The organism is Stieleria bergensis (assembly GCA_007745635.1).
Lineage (GTDB): Bacteria > Planctomycetota > Planctomycetia > Pirellulales > Pirellulaceae > Stieleria > Stieleria bergensis.
Window position 1 is genome coordinate 6,417,269 of record CP036272.1, and the last position, 22,185, is coordinate 6,439,453.

General features: G+C 55.1%; 14 protein-coding genes. 5 read left to right on the forward strand and 9 right to left on the reverse strand.

The features are described from left to right. Positions 1 to 37: 37 nt before the first annotated feature. Complete coding sequence (locus SV7mr_RS22430) at positions 38 to 2,506, forward strand: serine/threonine protein kinase (protein ID WP_419187778.1); 2,469 nt, start codon at positions 38 to 40, stop codon at positions 2,504 to 2,506. A 233-nt stretch (positions 2,507 to 2,739) separates the two neighbouring features. On the opposite strand, the gene SV7mr_RS22435 is transcribed toward SV7mr_RS22430, so the two are convergent. The 6 genes from SV7mr_RS22435 to SV7mr_RS22460 all read right to left on the reverse strand — a co-directional run bounded on the left by SV7mr_RS22435 (position 2,740) and on the right by SV7mr_RS22460 (position 11,665). Then, complete coding sequence (locus tag SV7mr_RS22435) at positions 2,740 to 3,537, reverse strand: gamma-glutamyl-gamma-aminobutyrate hydrolase family protein (RefSeq protein WP_145276907.1); 798 nt, start codon at positions 3,535 to 3,537, stop codon at positions 2,740 to 2,742. Between the two features lie 285 nt (positions 3,538 to 3,822). After that, complete coding sequence (locus SV7mr_RS22440; RefSeq protein ID WP_145276909.1) at positions 3,823 to 4,176, reverse strand: PEP-CTERM sorting domain-containing protein; 354 nt, start codon at positions 4,174 to 4,176, stop codon at positions 3,823 to 3,825. 18 nt (positions 4,177 to 4,194) lie between these two features. Beyond that, on the reverse strand, positions 4,195 to 4,653 hold the full coding sequence (locus SV7mr_RS22445) for a hypothetical protein (RefSeq protein ID WP_145276911.1): 459 nt from the start codon (positions 4,651 to 4,653) through the stop codon (positions 4,195 to 4,197). 143 nt (positions 4,654 to 4,796) lie between these two features. Then, a complete protein-coding gene (locus SV7mr_RS22450) occupies positions 4,797 to 9,128 on the reverse strand; it encodes a sialate O-acetylesterase (protein ID WP_145276913.1) in 4,332 nt (1,443 codons plus the stop codon). Positions 9,129 to 9,709: 581 nt separating this feature from the next. Further along, the gene (locus SV7mr_RS22455; protein ID WP_145276915.1) at positions 9,710 to 10,372 is read right to left on the reverse strand and encodes a 3-keto-disaccharide hydrolase; all 663 of its coding nucleotides are present in this window, start codon (positions 10,370 to 10,372) and stop codon (positions 9,710 to 9,712) included. Positions 10,373 to 10,465: 93 nt separating this feature from the next. Further along, on the reverse strand, positions 10,466 to 11,665 hold the full coding sequence (locus SV7mr_RS22460) for a PLC family EF-hand domain-containing protein (RefSeq protein ID WP_419187779.1): 1,200 nt from the start codon (positions 11,663 to 11,665) through the stop codon (positions 10,466 to 10,468). A gap of 64 nt (positions 11,666 to 11,729) precedes the next feature. On the opposite strand from SV7mr_RS22460, the gene SV7mr_RS22465 reads away from it, so the two are divergent. Next, positions 11,730 to 11,924, forward strand: a complete 195-nt coding sequence (locus SV7mr_RS22465; RefSeq protein WP_145276917.1) for a hypothetical protein — start codon at positions 11,730 to 11,732, stop codon at positions 11,922 to 11,924. A 30-nt stretch (positions 11,925 to 11,954) separates the two neighbouring features. Here the strand turns inward: SV7mr_RS22465 and SV7mr_RS22470 are convergent, their stop codons facing one another. Beyond that, the gene (locus SV7mr_RS22470; RefSeq protein ID WP_145276919.1) at positions 11,955 to 12,359 is read right to left on the reverse strand and encodes a hypothetical protein; all 405 of its coding nucleotides are present in this window, start codon (positions 12,357 to 12,359) and stop codon (positions 11,955 to 11,957) included. 251 nt (positions 12,360 to 12,610) lie between these two features. Between SV7mr_RS22470 and SV7mr_RS22475 the strand changes: the two genes are divergently transcribed. The 3 genes from SV7mr_RS22475 to SV7mr_RS22485 all read left to right on the forward strand — a co-directional run bounded on the left by SV7mr_RS22475 (position 12,611) and on the right by SV7mr_RS22485 (position 19,238). After that, complete coding sequence (locus SV7mr_RS22475) at positions 12,611 to 13,711, forward strand: sialate O-acetylesterase (protein WP_419187780.1); 1,101 nt, start codon at positions 12,611 to 12,613, stop codon at positions 13,709 to 13,711. Between the two features lie 139 nt (positions 13,712 to 13,850). Beyond that, the gene (locus tag SV7mr_RS22480; protein WP_145276921.1) at positions 13,851 to 16,340 is read left to right on the forward strand and encodes an SUMF1/EgtB/PvdO family nonheme iron enzyme; all 2,490 of its coding nucleotides are present in this window, start codon (positions 13,851 to 13,853) and stop codon (positions 16,338 to 16,340) included. A gap of 12 nt (positions 16,341 to 16,352) precedes the next feature. Then, the gene (locus SV7mr_RS22485; protein WP_145276923.1) at positions 16,353 to 19,238 is read left to right on the forward strand and encodes a sialate O-acetylesterase family protein; all 2,886 of its coding nucleotides are present in this window, start codon (positions 16,353 to 16,355) and stop codon (positions 19,236 to 19,238) included. 66 nt (positions 19,239 to 19,304) lie between these two features. On the opposite strand, the gene SV7mr_RS22490 is transcribed toward SV7mr_RS22485, so the two are convergent. After that, entirely contained in the window at positions 19,305 to 20,975 is a 1,671-nt protein-coding gene (locus tag SV7mr_RS22490; RefSeq protein ID WP_419187781.1) for a Kelch repeat-containing protein, read from the reverse strand. A gap of 151 nt (positions 20,976 to 21,126) precedes the next feature. Further along, a complete protein-coding gene (locus SV7mr_RS22495) occupies positions 21,127 to 22,146 on the reverse strand; it encodes a DUF1559 domain-containing protein (RefSeq protein WP_145276927.1) in 1,020 nt (339 codons plus the stop codon). Positions 22,147 to 22,185 lie beyond the last annotated feature (39 nt).

Below are 22,185 nucleotides of genomic sequence, written 5' to 3' on the forward strand. Positions count from 1 at the left end.
ATCACCGACCAACTTCGAGGTGATAACAATGAACGTCATGAACACTTGTCCTCAGTGCCAATCCGAAATCGCTGCCGCTGCGCCGGCAGGGCTGTGCCCAAAATGCCTCATGGGCCTCGGCCTGGAAATGGCCGTTGGACTCGAACGGGACAACGATGATGACGCGATCCCCGTCACCAAGGACTCACACAGCGGAGCCTCCTTTACAGCGCCAACACCTCAGGCACTGGCGGCATGCTTTCCGGATCTAGACATCATTGAGCTACTGGGACAAGGCGGCATGGGCGCAGTCTATAAAGCTCAGCAGATCAAATTAGGGCGTCATGTTGCCTTAAAGATCTTGAAGCCAGACTCCTGTAGCGATCCAGCGTTTGCCGAGCGTTTCCACCGCGAAGCCCGATTGCTGGCCAAGCTAAACCATCCCAATATCGTCGCCGTTCATGACTTTGGCCAAGTCACAACCGAACGGCTGCCAACGGAAGCGTCACTGCCGCCAACGCTGTACTACATCGTGATGGAGCATGTCGATGGCACCAACTTGCGCGATGGGATCCGCACCTCAGAGGAGTCCGCTGAAACAGCTCTGCAGATCATCCCGCAAGTCTGTCAAGCACTGCAATATGCTCATGATGAAGGCGTTGTTCATCGCGACATCAAACCGGAGAACATCCTGATCGATCGTCGTGGCCAGGCAAAACTTGTTGACTTTGGCTTGGCACGAATGGTGACCGCATCCCAGCACGATTATAGCTTGACTGCCACACACCAGATCATGGGCACGCCTGCCTACATGGCGCCCGAACAGATGGAAAGCACGCGCAGCGTGGACCATCGTGCCGACATCTATTCCCTGGGAGTTGTGTTCTATGAACTACTGACCGGCGATCTTCCCCTGGGACAATTTCAACCGCCGTCAAAGAAATCGGATACCGATTCACGACTGGATGATGTCGTCCTGCGCGCGATGGCAAAGGAGCCCGATCGTCGCTTTCAACACATCAGTGATCTCCAGTCCAGCGTTGAGCAGATCTCCGCCGAACTTTCGTCCGCAGCCGGCGTGTCAACGATCGCTCGTCGGGAGATTCGCAAAGCCTGGCGTTGGGTTTCCGAGGATCCACGATCATCCAAAAGGAAGATCGGCATGCCGGCCATGCTGATGATTGGAATGAGCGTCGCAGCGGCCTTGTTGATCCTGTGCCCCTGGGTCAGCATCCAGATCGAACCTCAAACACTCTCGGGCGATGTGCCCATTGAATTGGCTCAAAAAGCCCCTGAAGCCATCCTGGGATACCAGCTCTGGTCGGGCATTGCCATGGCAAGCTTCTTGAGCCTCTTAACGCTCCTGATCAGCCTGACCCCCACCAATAAACCACTTCGCAAAGGCCAGGCTGCCCTGATGACGTTGCTGGCCGTGTGCGCTTTGGCATCCGCCATCGCTTTTCGGATCGAACTCAGCCAAACCACCTACGCGGTCAAATTCCCTGATCTCAAGAACCCAGACAGCGACAGTTCAAATGAATCAAGCTGGCAAATGGAACTGCAGGCAATCGATCATCAGCAACAGTATCAACGTGGCTACTATGCCTCATTTGGACTCGCGATCGGTTTGGTACTGCTGACCTCAGCCAGCATCCGGCAGGCGATCCAGCGCAATCAAGATCCCGACGCGTTCAAAATCGATTCACCGACCGCGACATTGCGTTTCGCATTACCCACTGAGATTGAAATCACCGACCAAGTTGAGTTTCACTTCACAGGCCTTGGCTACCGACTGGTCGAACAAACCGGCAACACGTGGACCTTTCAGCGTGGCAAATCAAGTGGCCTGTGGGCAGGTCTGTGCGGCTGGGATTTAGCGTCGATCCTGACCGTGCTAAAAGTCAATTGCCTGACGGTCAGCGACGACCAACAACTCGTGAACTGCGTGTGGGCAGTTCAATCCACCAGCACGTGGATCGAGCGTCGTGACGTGAAACGCCTGGAAACGGAGGGCGATCAACTGCGAAGCTTGCTCGGCGGCGAAGAGGATCAAATCGCAATCCAACCTGAACAACCCTTGTTCACCTGGAAGTCTATCGCTGCCAGCGGGTTGACCCTGGTCTATCTCTGCACGGCAATGTTGATGGGCATGATCTTCTGGAGAGAACGCCACTGGTTCCTTTCACCGGTCAGCATCTCAATGATCATGATTCCATCAAGCATCATGATTCCATCAAGCATCATGATTGTGCTGGGCATCATCACCACATTGACGGGATTGCTAGGAATTAACGAAGTGCATCAAAAGCAGGGAAACAAAACCTCATTGCTCGTTTCATTTGCCGCAACGATGCTGTTTCCACTGACACTTCTGGGGGCGATCATCGGCGGTGCCGCGTTTCTGCTCGCGGAGGCCATGCACTTTAACAATCATGTTTACTTGGTCGCACCGATGATCTGGTTCGCGATTGGACTGGTGATGATCGCTGGATTGTGGCGAGCGATCGAGAGTCGCCAATCCACCTAGCTCATGGGCTCGGTTGCTTGCATTGCCCAGTCGATCATTGCCGAGCCTCCCGTCTCTGAATCGGCAATCCTGTTCAGCGGCACTGGGTGAAACAGTTCCACAAGTCAGGCGACCATGCAATCATCTTGCATCGACAGCGCGTTGACCACGAGCGTTTAACGCTCCCTTGGCAGGACTTCGCACTGATCGACATTCACAGCAAGATGGTCAAACGACTGCCTAAAGACGCGGCTTTACTTGGCGGTCTCTGGCTGCTGGCAAGCCTGCACAAAGGCCTTGAAGAGCCTTTGCTGGGTCGCGCTTTCAGACATTCGTTCCGGGTGCCACTGAACACCGATTAAGAAACGGTTGGGATCGAGCGTTTCGATGCCTTCAACAATCCCATCCTTGCTGACCGCAGCAATCTTCAACCCCTTGCCAAGGCGTTTGACGGCTTGATGGTGAATCGAGTTCACAACAAACTGCTGAGCCTGAAAGATTTCCCCCAGTCGACATTCAGGCTTGATCACAACAGAATGCTGCGTGTTACGGTGATTGACACCAAACTCAGATGGAATGTCTTGCACCAGTGATCCGCCATGCGCGACGTTGATCCACTGGCTGCCCAAACAGATGCCGAGCAATGGCTTCTCTGTTTTTTGGATCCAAGCGGTGATCATCGCCTTTTCAAACTGATAGCGATCATCAGCCAGCGCAACAGCAGTCCGGTGCGGCGCCTCACCGTATTCAACCGATGGGATGTCAGCGCCGCCTTGCATCAGCAATCCATCAAGCAACGCCAGATACTCAGCCACGTCTTCAGGACTGCCATCGGTGCAGGGCAAGACCACCGGAATGCCACCTGCTTTCCGAATCGCACGAACGTACTCATCCTTGACAAGTGTCGCGATCCCAATCACCGGCCGACGCTGAGTCACCGGCTTCGAATCAGAGACCTCTTGCCCCTGGGCAGGGCTGGTCAGCCCAATCCCGATAGACGGCGCGATCAGCAAAAAAAGTAGAAACAGAAATCGGCTTCGCTTCAACAACATGGTCGCGTCCTGGCTTAGGGATTGCAGCTTTCGAACTGCAGCTTAGGAATTGCAGCGCAAACAGGCCGCTTGGCCCCCATTACTGAATTTCCCAACGCAGAGGGCGTCCTTCGAAAGATCAATGTGCAGAGACCACCATAGCATATGTCATGATGGAAGCCGCTGGGGCCGATGACCATGAATCGACCCAGAATTGATCGCGTCGTCGACACTGACGCAAGACTGCGGTCGACACTGACGCAAGACTGCGGTCGACACTGACGCAAGACTGCCGTCGACGCAGAACTAGGCTCGTCGTCGACGCAAAAAGAGACTGCCCGCAGAAGCCATCACGAAGATCAGCGCCGAACTCGGTTCTGGAACCGTATTGATCGCCAGCTGATTCCAAGTCGTCGAGCCCTGGCCAGCTGACGAGCTAGCGCCCCAAACCACTCGGTTCGTTGCCCCGTTGCCCGAACGAGCCACGACTCCGTGTTCACCACCCAGGCTGTCAGTCAAGGACGCGAGGCCAGACTGCGAATCATAACGCAACTCGTAATCGACGAAGTGAACCGATGGCGATTGGTTGCCAACGTCCTGCGATAACGCGTTCCCACCGGTGGTGATTTGAAAGCGATTGGTGCCGTCATTAAGAAACACGTTGCCAGCCTGATCGCTCTAGTAACTCAAGACATAGAGATACTCATTGGCCACTTCGATCCAAAGCACATTATTGTTCTGCCTTCCGGGAACGGCCGAGTAGTAATCATTTACCGTCCCAATACCAGGCCTACCAACGGCGTCAGCGTTAACGCCCACCGTCCAGTTCGCGGCCCAATCCTGGCTCTGCATCAGTGAAGCCTGACTAGACGTTAAATCGCATTGATAAAAATAGAGGTCGCGCGATGTGCCGTCAGTGATCCGCCAGCCACCCATTCCGGAATCCTGCCCGAAGCTGTAATCCGGTGCGGAACCCGCTGTATTGACGCTCCAGCCCTGGCTAGTTGGGTCAGCGGCACCCGCCTGTCCAACGGCGCCCGCAACACCGGATTCGTAGGACAACAGCAATCCGGCCGACGCGAAAGAGGCGGGCAATGAGAGCAGCAGGAGCACACTTAGCAGGGCAAAACAACGCATGAATCTAGCTCGATTAAGACAACAACAGTTTTGGCTAGCAGCTCCAAGAAGAGACCTAGCATGGCAGCCTTCGGTGATTCAACACGCGAACGCAAGATGGCACTATAATCTGTTATAACAAGGTGTCAATGAACTCTTTGAGCTTATTTGACTGTCAACTCGAAGGGCGTCGCGGGCAGCGACTGACTGTTGACCAGATTAGGAACCGGCTTGGCGAACGGCACCCAGGCGTATCGCACCGCAGACGGGGACTCGACAGCGGCGGAGGACAGTTCAACAACTGACCCCGAACGGCCTAGCTTGGCCACCGCCGGGTGATACTGGCCGTCAGCACCAGCGACTTCGAAGTACCGCAGCGACTGACCATCACTGGACTTCAGCCCCTGTCCAGCGTGGTTGAAACTCACACGCACCAGAGCATCCTGCCGCACAGCAGCCACGGGCAGCGGCCCGGAGTAAACCGAGTGCTTGGGCGATTGATAGGTTGTCCCCAGCGCCCAACGCGCCAGTCGTTGACCGACGATCTTTTTCTCAGGCGGATGCACATTGGTTGGATGCCCGGTATCGATCGTGACCGCCATTCCCACATTCGGCAACTGTTGCTGCGCGACGCGCTGACTTTCGCGGAACTCCGGCCAGTAGGGGCGGTTCATGGACGGTAACTGAACCAACAAGAACGGGAAGTCTCCCTGCCCCCATTTCTGTCTCCACTGACGGATCAGTAACGGGAATAGCTGATCATGCTGGGCGACACGCGGTCTCGTTTCAGCGTTTGATTCGCCTTGGTACCAAATCACTCCGGCAATGGCGAATGGAATCATGGGCTCCATCGTCGCTGACCAGAGGAACCCTGGCTTGAAGGGGTGATTGGGTCCGATCAGATCGGTGGGGATCGATTCGCCCGCTTGAATCGCGGCTTCTAGGTTTTGCCGCCCACGCAGTGGACAGAATTCGCCAAGCAACTCACTATCGAGCCAGTTGCCAGCGACAAGTCCCTTTAATGTTTGATCTTCCTCGAGGGCTTCAACGGGGATCCATGCCTCGGCGGGCGAGCCACCGGCCGCCGGACAGATCAAACCGACGGGCACGTTTAGCTCTGCCTGCAAGTGCGTTCCGAAGTACCAACCGACAGCGGAAAACGCTTGAGCGGTTTGCGCGGTGGCCACTTTCCACTGGCCGTCAACGAAGTGTTGCGGGGTTAGCTGCCCCAACTGTTGTGCAGAGTAACCACTTCCCACTCCGCGCGGGCCATCTGTTAAGTCAAGCAAGCGAATCTGCTGCGCGTCCTGCTCTTGCAGCGCCGCCAACTCTTGCCGCCCATTGGTCGATTGATTGAGCCGCCATTCCATGTTTGATTGGCCCGCGCACACCCAAACTTCACCCACCAAGATGTCTCGCAGTGAAATCGATTCCGCGGCTGTCGACACCTGCAACTCAATCGCTTGCGCGCTGGCTGATCGCTGAGGCATCCGCACACTCCAATCACCATCTGCATTGGCGACCACGGTTTGGAGGTCTTGATCCAACTGCACGGTGACCTGACTGCCTGGATCCGCTTTGCCCCAGATCGGCAGCGGTGCGTTGGCTTGCAACACCATGTGACTTCCAAAGACTTTGGGAAGCCATAGCGTGGAGCGTTTTCCTTCCGGCCGAGAAAGCCAGGCCTGGGCGATTCGTTGGCCAATTTCCATCTTGGCTGCCCGGTTAAAGTGCAAGCCATCATACAGTGCAGATTTCAAGTCACGGTTGCCAATGTATTCAATCGCGGGATGGTGTTTTGCAGCGGCTGCCTGCTGACCACGGACAATGTCTTGGCGAGCTCCTCCGGCGGCGATTCCCCCCACCAGCAACACTGCTTCTTCGGCATAGGGCAGATCTCGACGGAGATTCTCAAGCAGAGCTTCCAAGCGTTGTCCCGCTTGCTTTGCTTCGCCAATGTTATCGCTTTCACCTTGCACGTAAACAATGCCGCGGATACGAAACCGACGTCCTGCCGGAAGGGCCCTCACAGCATCCGTCACCGTTTTCAGTGTGTGCCGGTACATGTGATCGTCAGGGGCGTCCTTCAGCCAAAAACTGTTCCCACCGCCACCGCGGGAGGCCTTGATGATGGCAACATCCCGCTTCCCATCGGCAACCAAAGATCGGCCGAAACCAATCTCGGGCCCCCAGAACACTGGGTTCTTGCCTTCGCCTTGCTGAGCCTGCAACGTCGTCCACTGGCCGGCGGAATCTCCGATCAGGGCCGCCGTCGCATCACCGGATCGCGTCGAGCGATTGCTCCAGAAAAACTTGACTGCCGCATCTGCCGAGTTGGCTTCTGGCAAGGGCTGGCCATAGTCGGCAGGATCGACGGTTCCCAGCGAATTGGACTGCCCCGTGACGACAAACACATCCAACGGTTGATCGCTTCGGCTGGCTGCGTCACGACCCTGGCGATGATCGTCTCCCAACACGTCCTTCAGCGACACACGCTGAAAGGTCATGTGAGCCTGGCTGCCTTCATAGAGAATCCCAACCGTCTGCTCATCGATCATGGAGAGACAGGAATACCCGCCCCCACGTCCCTCATCAAGCAACAGACGATGCTGCTTTGGCCAAGTGTTCCCCTGGTCCGGCGAAGCCTTGAGGGTCATGTGATGACGACCGCTCAGGCTATCGGGATTGGAGAACAACAGCCAGTTGCCAGCGTCATTACCAAGTTCAGCATCAACGTCAATCAGGCTGGCCATGCAGGCCCTGGGCTCGATCAAAGCACGCTCGGTGGTGGGATGCGGCTGCCAAGTCTTCCCCATGTCTTTGGACGTCATCACCACGCGTGCCGACTTGCGGTTGTAGCGACAGTTCAGCATCAATACACCAGGCTGAAGCTCAACCACCTGAGCTTCCGTGGTGTCGTCGAATGCTCCGCTGCCCACCTGCCATGTTTCGCCATGGTCCTTGGAATAGATGATCGTCGAATGCGGCAAACGACGGTTCGCGGGCGGATCCTGGTACTGAGCAGCAAACACGATCGTGCCATCCTGCATCGTGATCCCCTTGCCAGGACCTTGCAGAATGAAACTCCACTCCGGTCGCTTGACCTGTTGGGTGATATTGATCGGCTGGGACCAAGTGACACCATCATCGTCGCTGCGAACCAGCATCAATTGACCGGTTTGATGTGGCTCCATCCCCGGCTGAGAACCAATCCATGACCGATTGCCATGGCTCCATGTCGCGGCAACCCAAATGGTCCCGGTGGTTTGATCAACCAATACCGCTGGATCACCAATTCCGTCATAGCGCCACTTGGGATCATTCCCCATGTCCATGATTGTCTGCATCGGCTGCCACGTGCGCCCGCCGTCCGTAGAACGCGACATGCCAACATCAATGTGGCCAGGCAAGTCACCGCCGCTACGATGTCGAATGTCGTAAACAGCAATCAGCGTGCCTGCGTTGGTGGTCGCTAAGCCGGGGATCCGATAGGCGTGAACTCCATCGTCACCACCGGTGCGAAGCGAAACTCCCATTCGCTGTGGCTGACTCTGATGCTGAAGCTTGTACTGCCTGCCACCGGAAAGTGTGACGGAATCACAGTGAAGCTGAACCTGATGATCAACATTGGCATCCTTTCGCAGACGACAGGCAACGATGAATTCGTTCCCCCCCTCTTCGAGTGTGCCCACATCACTGGCGGGCGTTAGCTCAAATGCCGTGCCCTTTGAAAGCGTTTCCATACGTGCGATCACTTGCCCGCCAAACAGTAACTCGACCGCCTCGAGATCAGCCAACTCGGTGCGTTCATCGAAGGCCATGCTGATGCTTGCCAATCGCTGTGGATTCAAATCACCGTCAGTTTGAACGGTCAGCTTTGCCAGCGGAGAGTGCTGCGCACCGACCAAGACAGGCACGGCAAGTGACTGCACGTCCACCGCAACGATCTCTTGCAGCTTGGGAGGCACGATGCTTACATCATCAATTAGAATGCCTGTCTGGGCAGGGCTGACGACTGAGAAACGCAGCTTCTCAATGCTGGGGTCGTTCAGTGGAATTTTGACATCCGACAAGAACGCGCGGCCGACCTTGATTCGACGATCGCCGTGGTAGATTTCCGCCCACTGATCGCCGGAATACTTCTCCACGCGAAACGAAAACGGACCACGAACAGTCCAGCGTTCAGCACGAAAACGCAGCGCACCGTCGGTTTTGACTTGGTCGGAAAGCGTTAATTCGGCAACCGTCCGCTCGCCGCCGGTCAGATGCAGACACTGAGTCCCGCTCGCTGCGTGCTGAGGGTCGATGCGCGCAACACCCCCACTGAAAACCCAATCGCCGAGTTCGCTAGTGATCGATTGAACCTGGCCTGGCTTGAGAGTTTCAAAACTGGTCGCAGCAACTTCCTGAGCAGACACGCTCGTCAGAAACAGCCCCAGGACCAGCGAAACAGCTAGGACTCCACGAATCACCAAATGCTTGATCGTTCGACACATCAACCCACACTCCCACACAAGCTAAATCGGACTTCTTTCGGCGCCAAAAGAGCATACAACAAGACACCGACAAACCATTCCATGACAACTGACATGCCATGTTATAACATGTTATAACAAGAGATGCTGTCGGTTGCCAGAAAATTCGCCGACCATTCTGTCTGACTGCCGCCAGGGTTGGCGGGCGAGCAGCCGATCTCCACTGGCGGGTTGCCGTGCTTTGAAGACCTTTGCGTTAGCGGAGATGGGGTGCCGTGCCATCACGCACCAACACCCCCAAAACACGAAATCACAGCGAGGTTGGGGGCTGCGAGTCAGCCGGTGCATGCGAGCACCACTGCTGTGAAGATCTTCAAGTCCGTGGTGCGGAAAATCCACGTTACTGCGGCCCAGCTGTGCGCTGTGATTTGATTGGTGCGTGCAAACACGGCACCCTACGAATTCAATCCCGGTTCGATGAAATCGCGATTGCCCAGAGAAAACCAGAGAAAACGCAATATCAGCCAGAATGCCAACAGGTTCAAAGCAGTGGTGCGAGCACGGCACCCGAGATTCGATCTGCTCGAAAGCGACGCTGCAGTTTACTTCACAGGCTCGCCGACCACTTTGATGTTACGAACCCAGAAAGGAATGCCGTGATCTTGGATTCCGATGTAACCTTGCTTCGGCTTGCTGGCCAGCTTGGAACTCTCGAGGGCGACTTGGTTGACGATCTGACCATTGAGCCAAACGGTGACTTGTCCCTTTTCGCTTTTGGTTCGCAAAGTGTTCCACTGCCCCGCAGGCTTGGCGGCGTTCGCGGAGGGATCAACGCCTGGCAGGATGCCGCCCGCGGTGCCGTGGGCGCCAAGCTTCTTTTTGCCAGCGCTATCAATGATCTGCACCTCAATCACTGAACCGACCGCTTGATCGGGATCGGTGACATTAAAATACAAACCGCTATTACCGCCTTTGTTGTGTTTGTATTCGAACTGAAAATCGAAATCGCGATACTGGTGCTTGGTCCACAGGTAGCAGTCGTAGCGGGTCCAATCGGTTTCACCTGCGCGAGGCTGCAAGAACGCCACAGCATCATCGGTCAACGACCAATTGCCAGCCGTGTTGAAGTGTTTCGTCAGCTTACCAGCAGACAACAGGTCAGGAGCATCTTGCAGGTCATCCTCAGCAGAACTGATTGTGGCCAAACCAACGAACAGTGCGCAGGCAACGGATTGCTTTAGTAAATGGGTGAAAGACAGTTTCATCGGGGAGTCTATCCAGAGAGTGGCGAGGAAAATCCAGGTGGGATCGGAAACGCCTATCTTAACCGAACAAACAGCCTCCGGTCGGCACCTCGCTTACTCCCGATCGTCCGCGATGCCATTTTGGTTTTCGTCCTTCACTCCTGAGAGCGGATTGTTCAGAACCGCTTGCCATGCGATCTTGCGGAATTGTTGATCCAGCTCGGTGCTGGGGAATTCCTGATTTGCGAAGATCGGTTCTTTGATCAACTCGGGCGACCGGCCATAAATTGTGGCATAAAAGACATAGCCCTCCAGCGACTCTAGCCCAGGACCTAGATGGCCAAGTTTGTCTCGCCATAATGAACGCGTCTTTCCACCGACCGCTTTGTGAACGCCATCAATGCCTGGTAACTTGCCTTCATCAAGGTACTTCACGCACTGAACCATGGCCTCACAGGTGGGCATGACAAAGACACGCTCGCCGTACTTCTGATTCAATTCCTTAATGATTAGCGAATAGACATCAAACTTTTCTTGCCCCAATCGTGCGACAAGCTCCGGAGTCAACTCGGCCTCCGACGCTGGCATCTTGTCCAATTGATCAAGTTGTGGCCAGGCATCCGAAAGATAAAACTTCATCTCTGGGTTGTACTTCAAACAGAAATCAATCCAGCAGTTGTAGTACTCTTTCTTGTCGTTGTAGTAAGGCCCCCACATCATGGCATCCCAAGGACTATTGGCGATTGATGCCAGCAGTTTCGGCGTGGGCTTGCCATTGAATTGAAAAATCCCGTTCTCCTGTTCCCACTTGTAACGAGCGCTGCCAGTGATGCCGCCGCCAGTATGCGTCAACAGGGGCGGTTGCTCCAAGCCGGACGCCTTGGCAATTGCTGGAAACGTTTTGTAGCCAGGCGCCATGAAACTATGGCCGGTGCCAACAATCCTCAAGGATCCATCGGTCGGCTTTTCATAGCGAACGATGGTCTGCCCACCGGGCTTTTTCCCGGCATACAACTTGGCAATTTCCTCAGGCGATAAGTAACACACCGCATGCTCGGGAAAGCGATCCTTGCTCCAACCGGGATCGACGGGAAAGACCTTCGGAACCCCACCTCCACTGCGAGTGCGTGCACCTTGCATCTGCTTGCGAAATGCCAACGCTTCTTCAGCCGTCAACTTGCCATCAGAGTTGACGTCGGCCTGCGGGAACCGCTTGAGCCATTGCGAGAGTTGTCGCTCAGAAACTTGAGCATGAGCCAGAGGACAAACCAGCAGGAATAAAAAACCGGCGAACACGGTCACGAAACGCTTCATCAGACAGACTCCGAGCGGGGCGAGAGAAGAGGCAACGCTGTTATAATCCATCACCGAAGTCAAAGTGTCGCTGACGGATCAAAAAATCCTGAAAGCGTTAACCGAATCATTGGGCGATCGTTTCCCATGGACGACTAGCCTCGGTGGCGACCGGCTGATCAGCCTGAATTCGATCGGTCGCAAACGGCCCACTCAGACCGAAATGCCGGCGATCGATTCCCTCTCCGAATCTATCGCACAAGAGCAGAAAGTGCCTTAAAACAGCGTGTTGCGTTGCCACAGACAGTGCCTAGTTGGAAACTCCCAAACCGTGCACTCCGCGGAGCTGAATCAATCCCTCCGCCCACTGGCGAAACAGTGCTCGCCGCTCGTCGTCTCGGGAAAACGTTTTCACATCACAAATTGACTTGCGAATGTCATCCCTGACGAGCCCGAAAACATGTTTATACTGAGGCTCGGGATCCGGCCCATCGACTGCTGCTCCCGATGGAAGCTGCACCCTGGCCAGGGCTTCAAACCGGTAGATCTGTAACCAGCCAGGACGCTGGACTGCAACCAACCGGACATTGCGAAGCTTGGCGGTGTGCCCGTGAAAACCGACGTTGGTCAGGTGTTTCCGAATCGCGTCCTCTTTGTCTTTGTCGCCAACCCAGTCATTCCACTGCTTGGCAAGTCCTCGAAGCCATTGCAACATTTGCCCACTCCTGTCAGTTCGATTCAAAACTCGGACCGCGACGCTGCTTCGTCATTAACGGAAGCACTCAAAGAAGAGCGGCAAGGGTCTCATTTCAGGAAAAAAACGGACCTCAATCGTCACGTTTCGAACCGCAAAACTCGAACCCAAAAGTACTCATTCAGCAAGTACATTCGGTCACTCACTTGGTTTATGATAGGAGCTCGCAAAGTGTGACCTCTTTTCCCTATCCCCTCTTCGTCAACTTCCTCATGAAATCACGACTCCTCTCCTTCGCGGTTCTGGCCTTCATTGCCACCTGTCTATCGTGTCCCGCGCCGACTCAGGCTGCCGACGACCTTCCCAGTCCAGACGGCAAACCAGCCGACATGTCCAAGAAGGTCCAGGTGTTCATCATCATGGGACAGTCCAACACACTGGAGATGGGCAAAGTCAAAGGCGACAAAGAAGGCTCGCTTGAATACGCTGTGAAGAACGAAAACCTTTACCCCTTTATGGTGGATGAATCAGGCAACTGGACGAAGCGGCAAGACGTGCGCAACGTTCATGTGATGGGCAGCGGTGGCCCCGACAAGACCAGCGTTCGGCGAAACGACTGGTTAACGGTCTCAGGAAGCAAGATCGGCATTGAAACCGGCATTGGTCATCAACTGGGCAACGCGCTGGATGCTCCCGTACTGATTCTGAAGAGTTCGATTGGAAACCGCAGCCTTGGCTGGGACTTACTGCCTCCCGGTAGCCCTTCATACGAATATGAACTGGAAGTCAAAAATCGGCAAACAAAAGAAGTCGAAAGGAAGACCTACGTTTACGCCGGGTATGGCCAAAGCCCCGACAAGTGGGAAAAGGGGACCGAGCCAAAGCCCATTACCTGGAAAGCAGGTGTTCAGTACGACGGCGACATTGCTCGCGCGAAAGATGTCCTCAAGGAACTGGACGAGTTCTACCCCGGCGCGGCGGGCTACGAAATCGCTGGCTTCTTGTGGTGGCAAGGTGACAAGGATCGGTACAACGAGGGCCATGCCGCGATGTACGAAAAGAATTTGAATCACTTGATCGCTGCCTTGCGACGTGACTTTGATGCTCCCGAGGCAAAATTCGTTTGCGCGACCCTGGGACAAACCAGCAAAGAAAACGCAAGCGGCAATGAAAAGATGATCTTGGATGCCATGTTCGCGATCAGCAACCCTGAAAAGTACCCCGCACTAAAGGGTGATGTGGCAACCGTGTACACCCATCCAATCAGCATGGGCTCTGCCTCCAACGCTCACTATGGCGGCAATGCCAAGACCTACATGAACGTCGGCTTGGCAATGGGCAAAGCCATGGTCGAATTGCTTCAAGGTGAATAGCGGACACCTTCACGATGCTCCCACAACGATCGAGCAATCCTGTTGGAGCCGCACTCATTGAACTCGCTGGCGCCGGTTGCCAGCGAGTTTTCGCGTTGGGGCTTCCAGCACAGCCATCCGAATCATCAAACATGCTCCTATGAAAGTCACTCAGATCTTCTCCCTTGCCCTCACTTTGATTTACTTGGTCGGTTTCAGCCAATCAACGCTTGCCGAAACACCGCTAACGATCGTTGGCGAAAAACAGAAAGCCGCCTTTGAAGCCCAGCGTGCAACGCTTCAAAAAGCACTCACAGCGGCCTTGCCAAATGATCAGCCAAGCAATGCACAACTGATTAACAAAACCATTTCCAGTGACGCGCTGGATGCCCAACTGCTGCAGTACGTGGTGCTCACGGAAGCCACGCCTGCGGGACTAGCGGAATTCACCCAGCAGTCACAGCAAAACGCGGCACTGGTCAAACGACTGCTTTCCAGCCCCGAATTGCTTCGGCAAATGCTGATCGCTGACGGTGCGAATGCACCCAAGCAAGGACGCAGCCAGGGGCCAGCCCAGTATGGAAACGCAGCAAAGATCTACTCCGACATCATCAAGGGCAACAAGCAAGCCAGTTCAGGGGTACTGCAACGCTTGGCTTTGGCGATCAGCCTGGAACATGGCGTTCCCATTGCACAGTCCAACCCAGCGGCGTCCCCGAATGCCCCGGCGACGGTTGATCCCGTCAGCCGGTACCGTCACTTTGAAACGGCGTACTTGGCGGGCGAACTGGATCCACAATTCCAGAACTTAAGCACCTGGGAACTGCGATTCGTTATCGATGGCGATGAACCTGACGAGACGTTAGCCTGGGGACGCAAGATGCTACGCAACTATCGCCCGGACCATGTCTATAACGCCAACGATGGCTGGCGATATGTCAGCATTGTCACGTCCGATGTGAAGTATGGATCAGGCGATGTCAAATACGATCGCCCCGAACTCCAGAAGTATCAAAACATCTTGATGAACGGTGGTGTTTGCGGCCGCCGTGCCTTCTTTGGCCGATTCATCTTACGATCATTCGGCATCCCCACCACAGCCAGACCAAGCCGGGGCCACGCGGCCTTGGCACACTGGACGCCCGATGGCTGGGTCGTGAACCTCGGTGGTGCATGGGGCTGTGGCTGGACAGCCACTCGTTATGACAAAGACGTTTACTTCTTGGCCAGCACACAGGCTCGGGCCAACAGCAAGGAGTTCGTCAAAGTCAAACGCGCTCAGTGGATCGGCGATGCCTTCGGCGAAACAAGAACCTATGGCAGCAGCAAAGACAAACATGGCTTTTGGAATAACGTCGCGCTGAAGACTCAACAGTCAATCATCACGCAATCGAAAGCCGTCACCCTCGACGCGCTGGGCGAAGACCTGGGGGAAGCGAACGAACCGACGGTTGCAGAAAAGGTGCTGGCTTCACCGACGACCGACCAGGACAAGGAAATTCAATATGGCTCCAACGAGACTGTCCTGATCCCTGCGGCGGCATACACCAAACCCGCCGGCAACACTCGCGAAGTCATGGCCATGAAAAGCTTTGGCGGAGGCCTGCAAATCTTTCTGCCGCGTTTCTTCCCGCAAGGACAAACGGTTCTTCGTGGTGGCACGTGGAAGGGTGATCCGAATGCCTGCACCTCGGGCCATCGCTTACTGAGCGGTGGTTATGGACGTTACGAAAACTGGGGATTGCGAGCGGCGGCCTCAGCAGCAACAGGCGATCAACCGAGCACGAAAACGCTGGATCTGGGCAACGGCGTCACCATGGAGATGGTTTACATCAAACCCGGCACGTTTGTCATGGGTGGTGAGAGCAAAACCGATGGGCGCTTCGAGTGTGTTGAAATCCCCCAACATGAAGTCACTTTGACAAAAGGCTTTTACCTGGGCAAATTCGAAGTCACACAGGCTCAGTACCAAGCCATCATGGGCAGCAACCCCAGCCGTTCGACAAAAGCTGACGACTGCCCGGTCGACAATGTGAGCGAAGCCGATGCGATTAGTTTTTGTGGCAAAGTCGCTGAGCAGACCGGCGTAGACGTTCGCCTGCCCACCGAAGCGGAATGGGAATACGCCAGCCGCGCGGGACGGACCAGCAAATGGTTCTTTGGCGATGATCCAGCAGCGATTGCAGATTATGCCTGGTACAAAAACAACGCCGGCGGCAAGTCGCATCCGGTCGGTCAAAAGAAACCGAATCCCTGGGGACTGCATGACATTTACGGAAATGTTTGCGAACGCATTTCAGACAAGTACGCCAGAAACTATTACTCCATCAGCCCCAAGATTGATCCCACCGGGCCAAGCCAAGGCAACAAGTCACACTTCGAATACGAAATCAGTGTCACGAAGCCAGGCAACTACTTGCTCTCCGCTCTGGTGGTCACTTCCAACGACCACCAGCGGCTGAATGTTGCGATCAACGATACCCAAGAAGCGACGACGATAAAAATGCCATTCACCGTTGGCGATTGGCAAGCGTCTCAACCGGTTACAGTGCAATTGCGTCAAGGTGTTAACACGCTGCGATTTTGGCGAGACCGACCGCCTCAGTATGGCATGGCTGTCAAACACTTCACTCTCACTCCTCAAAACTGAGCCCATACGAAGATGCCTCGGCTAGCCTCTGCACGCTCCTTTGCGTTTGCTCTCTGTTGCTTCATCACCACGTTGGCACTGGGCCAGCAACCGACGCTACAGGTTGCGGCCCCGTTTACCAACAACATGATTCTACAGCGGGGCGGACCTGTCCCGGTGTGGGGCTTTGCAAATCCTGGATCAATCATCACGGTAACGTTTGCCGAGCAAGAGAAAGCAACCAAGGCAGACGCCGCCGGCGAGTGGATGATCAACCTTGATCCGCTGCAAGCATCTCAGACTGAGCGGACTCTGAAGGTCACAAGCGATCAACAAGAGTCGCTTGAACTGCAACGTGTCCTGGTCGGTGAAGTCTGGTTTTCGTCTGGTCAGTCCAACATGGTTTGGACCGCCGGCAGCAGCATGTGCCGCGAACTGGCTCAGGAAATCTCATCCTCGCCAGAAGACATCCCGATTCGGGAAATCAGCATCGACACTGTCTCGGCGCTGTACCCGCAGAAACAAGCGACCTCCGAATCCGGCTGGAAAACACACAAAGACGCCAGTGGCTTTTCGGCACTGTCGCTCTCGTTTGCTTACCAGCTGTATCAAGAACTGGATGTGCCGATTGGGATTCTGCTGAGCGCTCATAGCAACACGCGCGTCGAAGCCTTCACCCAGCGTCAATCCATCGAATCGCATCCCAAGCTTTCGGGCGACAAAGACTTGATCCGTGACGCCGACCCAACGACAGAGCAAGGCAGGCGAGCGTTTACACAGTACGAACAAGACTTGCGTCATTGGCAGATCGTCGCCGGACGCGCTGCGGAGGCAGGAGGCAGACTGCCCACGCGTCCTGCGTTGCCAGGGATTTCTGGCATGTGGCGAGGTCCGTCACAGTTTTTCAACGGCAAAATCAACCCCGTGATCCCCTATGCGATCCGTGGAGCCATTTGGTGCCAAGGCACCAGCAACTCTGGCGACGGCAGCATTTACGCTGCTCGCATGGAAGCTCTGGTCAATGGCTGGCGTGAAGCATGGAACATGCCCGAGATGCCGTTCTACTTCACCCAGATGCAATGCTACGGTGCACCCGATCCGAATTCAGTGGGGTTTGCCGATATCCGACAAGCCCAACATCTGTTCTTTTTGAACAATCGGGAAAACGTTGGCATGGTGGTGCAATCGGATCTGAATTCGGCACGCCCGCAAGGCATCCATTACTTCAACAAATTGCATCCCGGAATCCGGATGGCTCGCTGGGCTCTGGCGAAACAATACGGCAAAGAGATTCCTTACACGGGCCCAATCTATTCTGATTACGAAGTCAAAGGAAACCGTGTCATTGTCTCGTTTGAAGCCGAAAGCCTGTTTGGAGGATTGATGGTCGGCAATAAAGGCATGGCCAAAGACTATCGCGAAGAAGGCCTGTATGTTGAACCCGCCCAACCGACGCCAAACGCAAAACTTAATCACTTTCGTCTTTGCGGTGAAGACCGAGCCTGGCACGCGGCCGATGCACTGATCGACGGCGATCAAGTGATCGTCACCAGCGAGGCTGTCCCGCAGCCAATTGGCGTTCAGTACGCTTATTCAGCAGTGCCCGAAAACAGCAATCTGTACAACAAAGCCGGTTTGCCAGCGACTCCCTTCGCGATGATCAACCACCGGTTCATTTTCGAAGAAGACGACCTGGAGAAGGTAGCGGCACTGAAAGCCAAGTACGCCCGCTACACCGATCCAGACTATCCCATTTTGCAAGTGGTCGAGTACTTTCGCGATGGAGCCATCATCCAGCGGGATCAGCCGATTCCGATTTGGGGACACGCCAATGAAGGAGTCGAAGTCACCGTCAAACTTGGCGACGTCACCAAAACGGTCGTTGCCAATGAACGACAGCAATGGTCCGTGCAGTTCCCGCCGCTGGCCGCGTCGACAAAGCCGATCTCGCTGGTCGTTCACTCCAGCCATGGGCATCAGCATTCCGTCAAGGACCTGCTGGTCGGCGATGTCTGGTACCTCACTGGATCGACTCAACTGAACCGTGAAATGGCCTACAACGCCAGAGATAAGAATGCGGAACCGCCAGCACCACTGCCTTTGGTGCGTGAGTTCCGCCGCAAGACGGCTGCCAGCACCTTCCCAACGCCACGCAAGCGAAAGTTTGAAACCGGTGGCGGTAAATACCGCTCCTCATGGATGGGGACTGACAACTGGGAAGGTGATCGAGGCGTCACGATGTTTGCTTATCACTTTGCCAAGACACTCGGTCGCGACACGATCCCGCAAGGCTTTCTCACCATGTCCTCAGGGCAGGGCGGCCGAGCGAAACAACTGGCGTCGCCGCTCTCCTGGACGTCATTCCAAGGCGTCAAAGATGTCAAACGACCAGAATTCAAAGATCGCTTGAACGAACTGTTCATGCAGTATCCAAGCACCGACATTGCCAAACGAGCTGTCGAAAAACACCTTGGCGAAGTCAATCAATTTGTCGATTCAATTGCCAAGGCGAACGAGCAAGGATTCAACCTTTCGTCTGCCGCTCCCCTGTCTGCCCCTGCGTTTCCAGAAGCCGGCAAGAACAGCAATGTTCCTTCAGATACGATTCCGACCTATGCCTACAACTGGTGCGTAAGCCCCATGACCCCCATGGCTGTTGCCGGCGTGATCTGGGTCCCCTCTGAAAACAATCTCGGCTATCAACCCAGCGAGTACGCGGCCGAACTTGAGATCATGGCCGACAGCCTGCCGGGAACCTATGGCGCAGAGACGATCGCATTCCTCTACGCCCAACCCGCGGCTTCATTGATTCCTGGTATCACGCCCCCTGAGATCAAAAACGCTAAAAGCGTGACCATGACTGAATGGCCCAAGAGCTTCAAAGCGATCGCGATCGAAATGGCAGAACTTGCCAAATAAACAACGCCCAAGACCATTGGCCTCGGGCGTTGATTGCTTAAACGCGACTGCCAGTCAACTGCATCTCTAGGGCAGATGGATGATATCCAGCTCTGCAAACTTTCCGGACGACATGTTGGCTCCACCAACGGTTAGCAGCTTGTTTCCAGCGAGTGGCAACATGCGGTGAAAGAACCGATCGCGTTCCAACAAGTGCAGGTCGTCCCACGACTTGCCGTCTTCGGAAAGTCGCAATAGGGTGCCGGTGAAGGTCGTCACATACAATCGCCCATCAACAGAAAACGCTGAACTGCCAAAGCCTTCCATGCCTTCACCAGGCATGTCTGGACCACGCGACCACTTTTGCGTCTTGGTATCAAAGACGTCGACGCGTGTCGATGGACCACCGACGCGCTGCATGCCGCCAATTGCATAGACTTTCCCGTCCAAAGCAGCGACCGACAAAGCTCTTCGCTGAAAGCCAGGCTCAGGCAGTGCGTCCCATTTTAAGGGCTGCTGGCCAAGATCAAGCTTATACGCCGTTTCGTGCCAGTCGGTCTCTTCGCCGGTCATCGCCCAGCCACCGATAACGTAAATCGCGTGATTCGCCACCACGGCATCAAACGACGAACGCGGCTCTGGCAGAGCTGGCAAGTCGGCCCACTTCCCAGTTGCCGGATCGTAGGCTGCGACAGCGGCTTGCGAATGCAAGTTTTTGTCTTCGCCTTCTTTGTTTTTCGCAGTGAAACCGCCGATGCGATACAGTTTTTTGCCATCCGAAACCATGGCAAGGCCTTGCAGGCGAGGGCCATTGCCAAGCGTCTTCCAGCCGCTGGGCTGCTTTAGGTCAAGCTGCCAAAGCGTATTCGCCTGGGCCTCCATGTAGTACTGATGAGCTCGTCCGGTGTGCCCACCATACAGATACAATTTGTCGCCCGCGATCGCAGCACCAAAGCTTGTGACGGCTTGCGGAATCGAGGGATACCTCTCGGAGCTTACAGTGACTTTTCCCTTCGACTCCGGCTGGTCTTGATGAGGCGTGACGATCACCGTTCGCGCGTCATCCTGTGGATCGTAAAAGGTTGCCGTCAGGTAACGTGAAACCGCTTTGTACTCTTGACCGTCCAACGTGCCAGATTCACTCTCGCTGGTCGTGCCAACCATGATGCCATTCAGGCCCGACTCGACTTCTTTGTCGGTGAAGGACACCTTGCCTTGTGAGTCGGTTTTCGCATCAGCCTCTTCATGGCCTTCTTCACAAAACAACTTGACCTCAGCGTCCGCCAGCGGTTTGCCAGCAGACGTGACATAGGCGTCCACGCCTGAGGCTGTATCAACCAAGCGAACCTGCAACTCGAACTGCTCGGGTAGCGAGGCTTCGACATCGGAGCTTTCAGAGAGCTGGCCAACATGCTGTGCAAAGTAATCCAAACGCGATCCGTGATAAATCCCGTACGTCACTTGGCAGGCGACCGAGCGATCAGGGCGAGGCTTGTCGGCGGAGACAAGCCCGATGAAGTCCTCCGTTTCAACCACATCTGCTTTGATGTTACTTGGCTTCGGATCGCTCACATCCATCAGCTTCGCTTGTTTGATCGTCGGCGGAAGCTTGTAAGTCCTGGCCGCTGGAGTTTCTCCAAACACCAAGATAGCTTTGCCTTCCTGGTCAACAGCCAACCAGGGAAAATGAGCGTGACAGAACGTGGAAACAGAGAGGGCTGCCAACAGCGTTGCAGCTCGAAAAGGGAATCGTGGCATGGAGTTGCTCCACAGTAAGGCTTTCATGGTTGATGACCAACGAGAGACGTTTCGCTATTCTAGCTGGTGCCGCAAGATGGAAACGAATGGGGAAGGGAGATGCCAGTGCCTGGTGGCACTGACATCAGAAACAAACGTGTATTGATGATCTTCAGAGCTCACCCTGCAGGACTTCGCGATCAGCAATGGAACCTGCGTTCCGCCAAACCTGCAAGTCAACCGAGTCGTTGACAAAGCGAACGCTACCGTCGGCCAGAGCCGTCGTGACTCCACCCGGGTGATGGCTTCGTGCCGCAAACCATCCGAATGTCAACTGACTGACGTCTGGGTAATTGGGGTTTGGTGGCATGTAGGTATTAAAGGTGCTTGCATAGGGCTTTCCTGAGATCCATGCGTACCCTCGATAACCATACCATCCCCAAACCGGCCCCTGGGACATCGCTTCGACGTTCGGGTTGGTCACCGTGCTGTGCCCAACCCACGCCACTGACTCGTATTTATGAACCGGACGCGAACCGCCAGAGATTCCGTTGCCCATCAGCGATTCGGCAAACACAATCGTTTGGCTGGTCCCGTCTAGGATATCACGAAAACGGGATCGTGAGCCGTAATAAAACAGGCCGTCGGTTCGACTTCGCAGATCCCACGAATGATCGCGGCCCGAACCGGTGCAGGCCATGATATTCGTGCCGCTGTAAGATTGTCCGGCATCTCCATCACAATCAAAGGCACTGAAGCGAGCATCTGCAGGGTCAGAGGGGCAACGGAACATCGACACTTCGGTGCCGGCAGCCTCAAGGTTGTTTCGATGAATCGATCGGCCCGTGTATCCACCGGTATAGATCGGGCTTTCAAAGTCAATTAAATCGCTTAGCTGCGTGTGTTCGGCATAGGGCAAGATCTGCGCCAGCACCGAGAATGCACTTTCAGAGCGGGCGCCGATTCCGGGAAAGCGTTTGAACGTCGAATGATAGTTTTGCAGCGCCAATGCACACTGCTTGTGATTGTTGGTGCAGCTTGTTCTGCGCGCTGCTTCGCGAGCCGCTTGGACCGCGGGCAGTAACAGCCCCACGAGAATTCCGATGATCGCGATCACCACTAGCAGTTCCACCAATGTGAAGCCTGCGGTGCGCGCACGGACAGTTTTATTTTTCGTTCTAGTTCTAGCCATGGATAGACCTCAGTTTGCAAACACGTCTCAGGACCTTTG

What these genes read in the sequence shown, in the direction of transcription:
- SV7mr_RS22430 (WP_419187778.1), top strand. Translation starts at nt 38, where the DNA reads ATGAACACTTGTCCTCAGTGCCAATCCGAAATCGCTGCCGCTGCGCCG.
- SV7mr_RS22435 (WP_145276907.1), bottom strand. Translation starts at nt 3,537, where the DNA reads ATGTTGTTGAAGCGAAGCCGATTTCTGTTTCTACTTTTTTTGCTGATC.
- SV7mr_RS22445 (WP_145276911.1), bottom strand. Translation starts at nt 4,653, where the DNA reads ATGCGTTGTTTTGCCCTGCTAAGTGTGCTCCTGCTGCTCTCATTGCCC.
- SV7mr_RS22450 (WP_145276913.1), bottom strand. Translation starts at nt 9,128, where the DNA reads ATGTGTCGAACGATCAAGCATTTGGTGATTCGTGGAGTCCTAGCTGTT.
- SV7mr_RS22455 (WP_145276915.1), bottom strand. Translation starts at nt 10,372, where the DNA reads ATGAAACTGTCTTTCACCCATTTACTAAAGCAATCCGTTGCCTGCGCA.
- SV7mr_RS22460 (WP_419187779.1), bottom strand. Translation starts at nt 11,665, where the DNA reads ATGAAGCGTTTCGTGACCGTGTTCGCCGGTTTTTTATTCCTGCTGGTT.
- SV7mr_RS22470 (WP_145276919.1), bottom strand. Translation starts at nt 12,359, where the DNA reads ATGTTGCAATGGCTTCGAGGACTTGCCAAGCAGTGGAATGACTGGGTT.
- SV7mr_RS22475 (WP_419187780.1), top strand. Translation starts at nt 12,611, where the DNA reads ATGAAATCACGACTCCTCTCCTTCGCGGTTCTGGCCTTCATTGCCACC.
- SV7mr_RS22480 (WP_145276921.1), top strand. Translation starts at nt 13,851, where the DNA reads ATGAAAGTCACTCAGATCTTCTCCCTTGCCCTCACTTTGATTTACTTG.
- SV7mr_RS22485 (WP_145276923.1), top strand. Translation starts at nt 16,353, where the DNA reads ATGCCTCGGCTAGCCTCTGCACGCTCCTTTGCGTTTGCTCTCTGTTGC.
- SV7mr_RS22490 (WP_419187781.1), bottom strand. Translation starts at nt 20,975, where the DNA reads ATGCCACGATTCCCTTTTCGAGCTGCAACGCTGTTGGCAGCCCTCTCT.
- SV7mr_RS22495 (WP_145276927.1), bottom strand. Translation starts at nt 22,146, where the DNA reads ATGGCTAGAACTAGAACGAAAAATAAAACTGTCCGTGCGCGCACCGCA.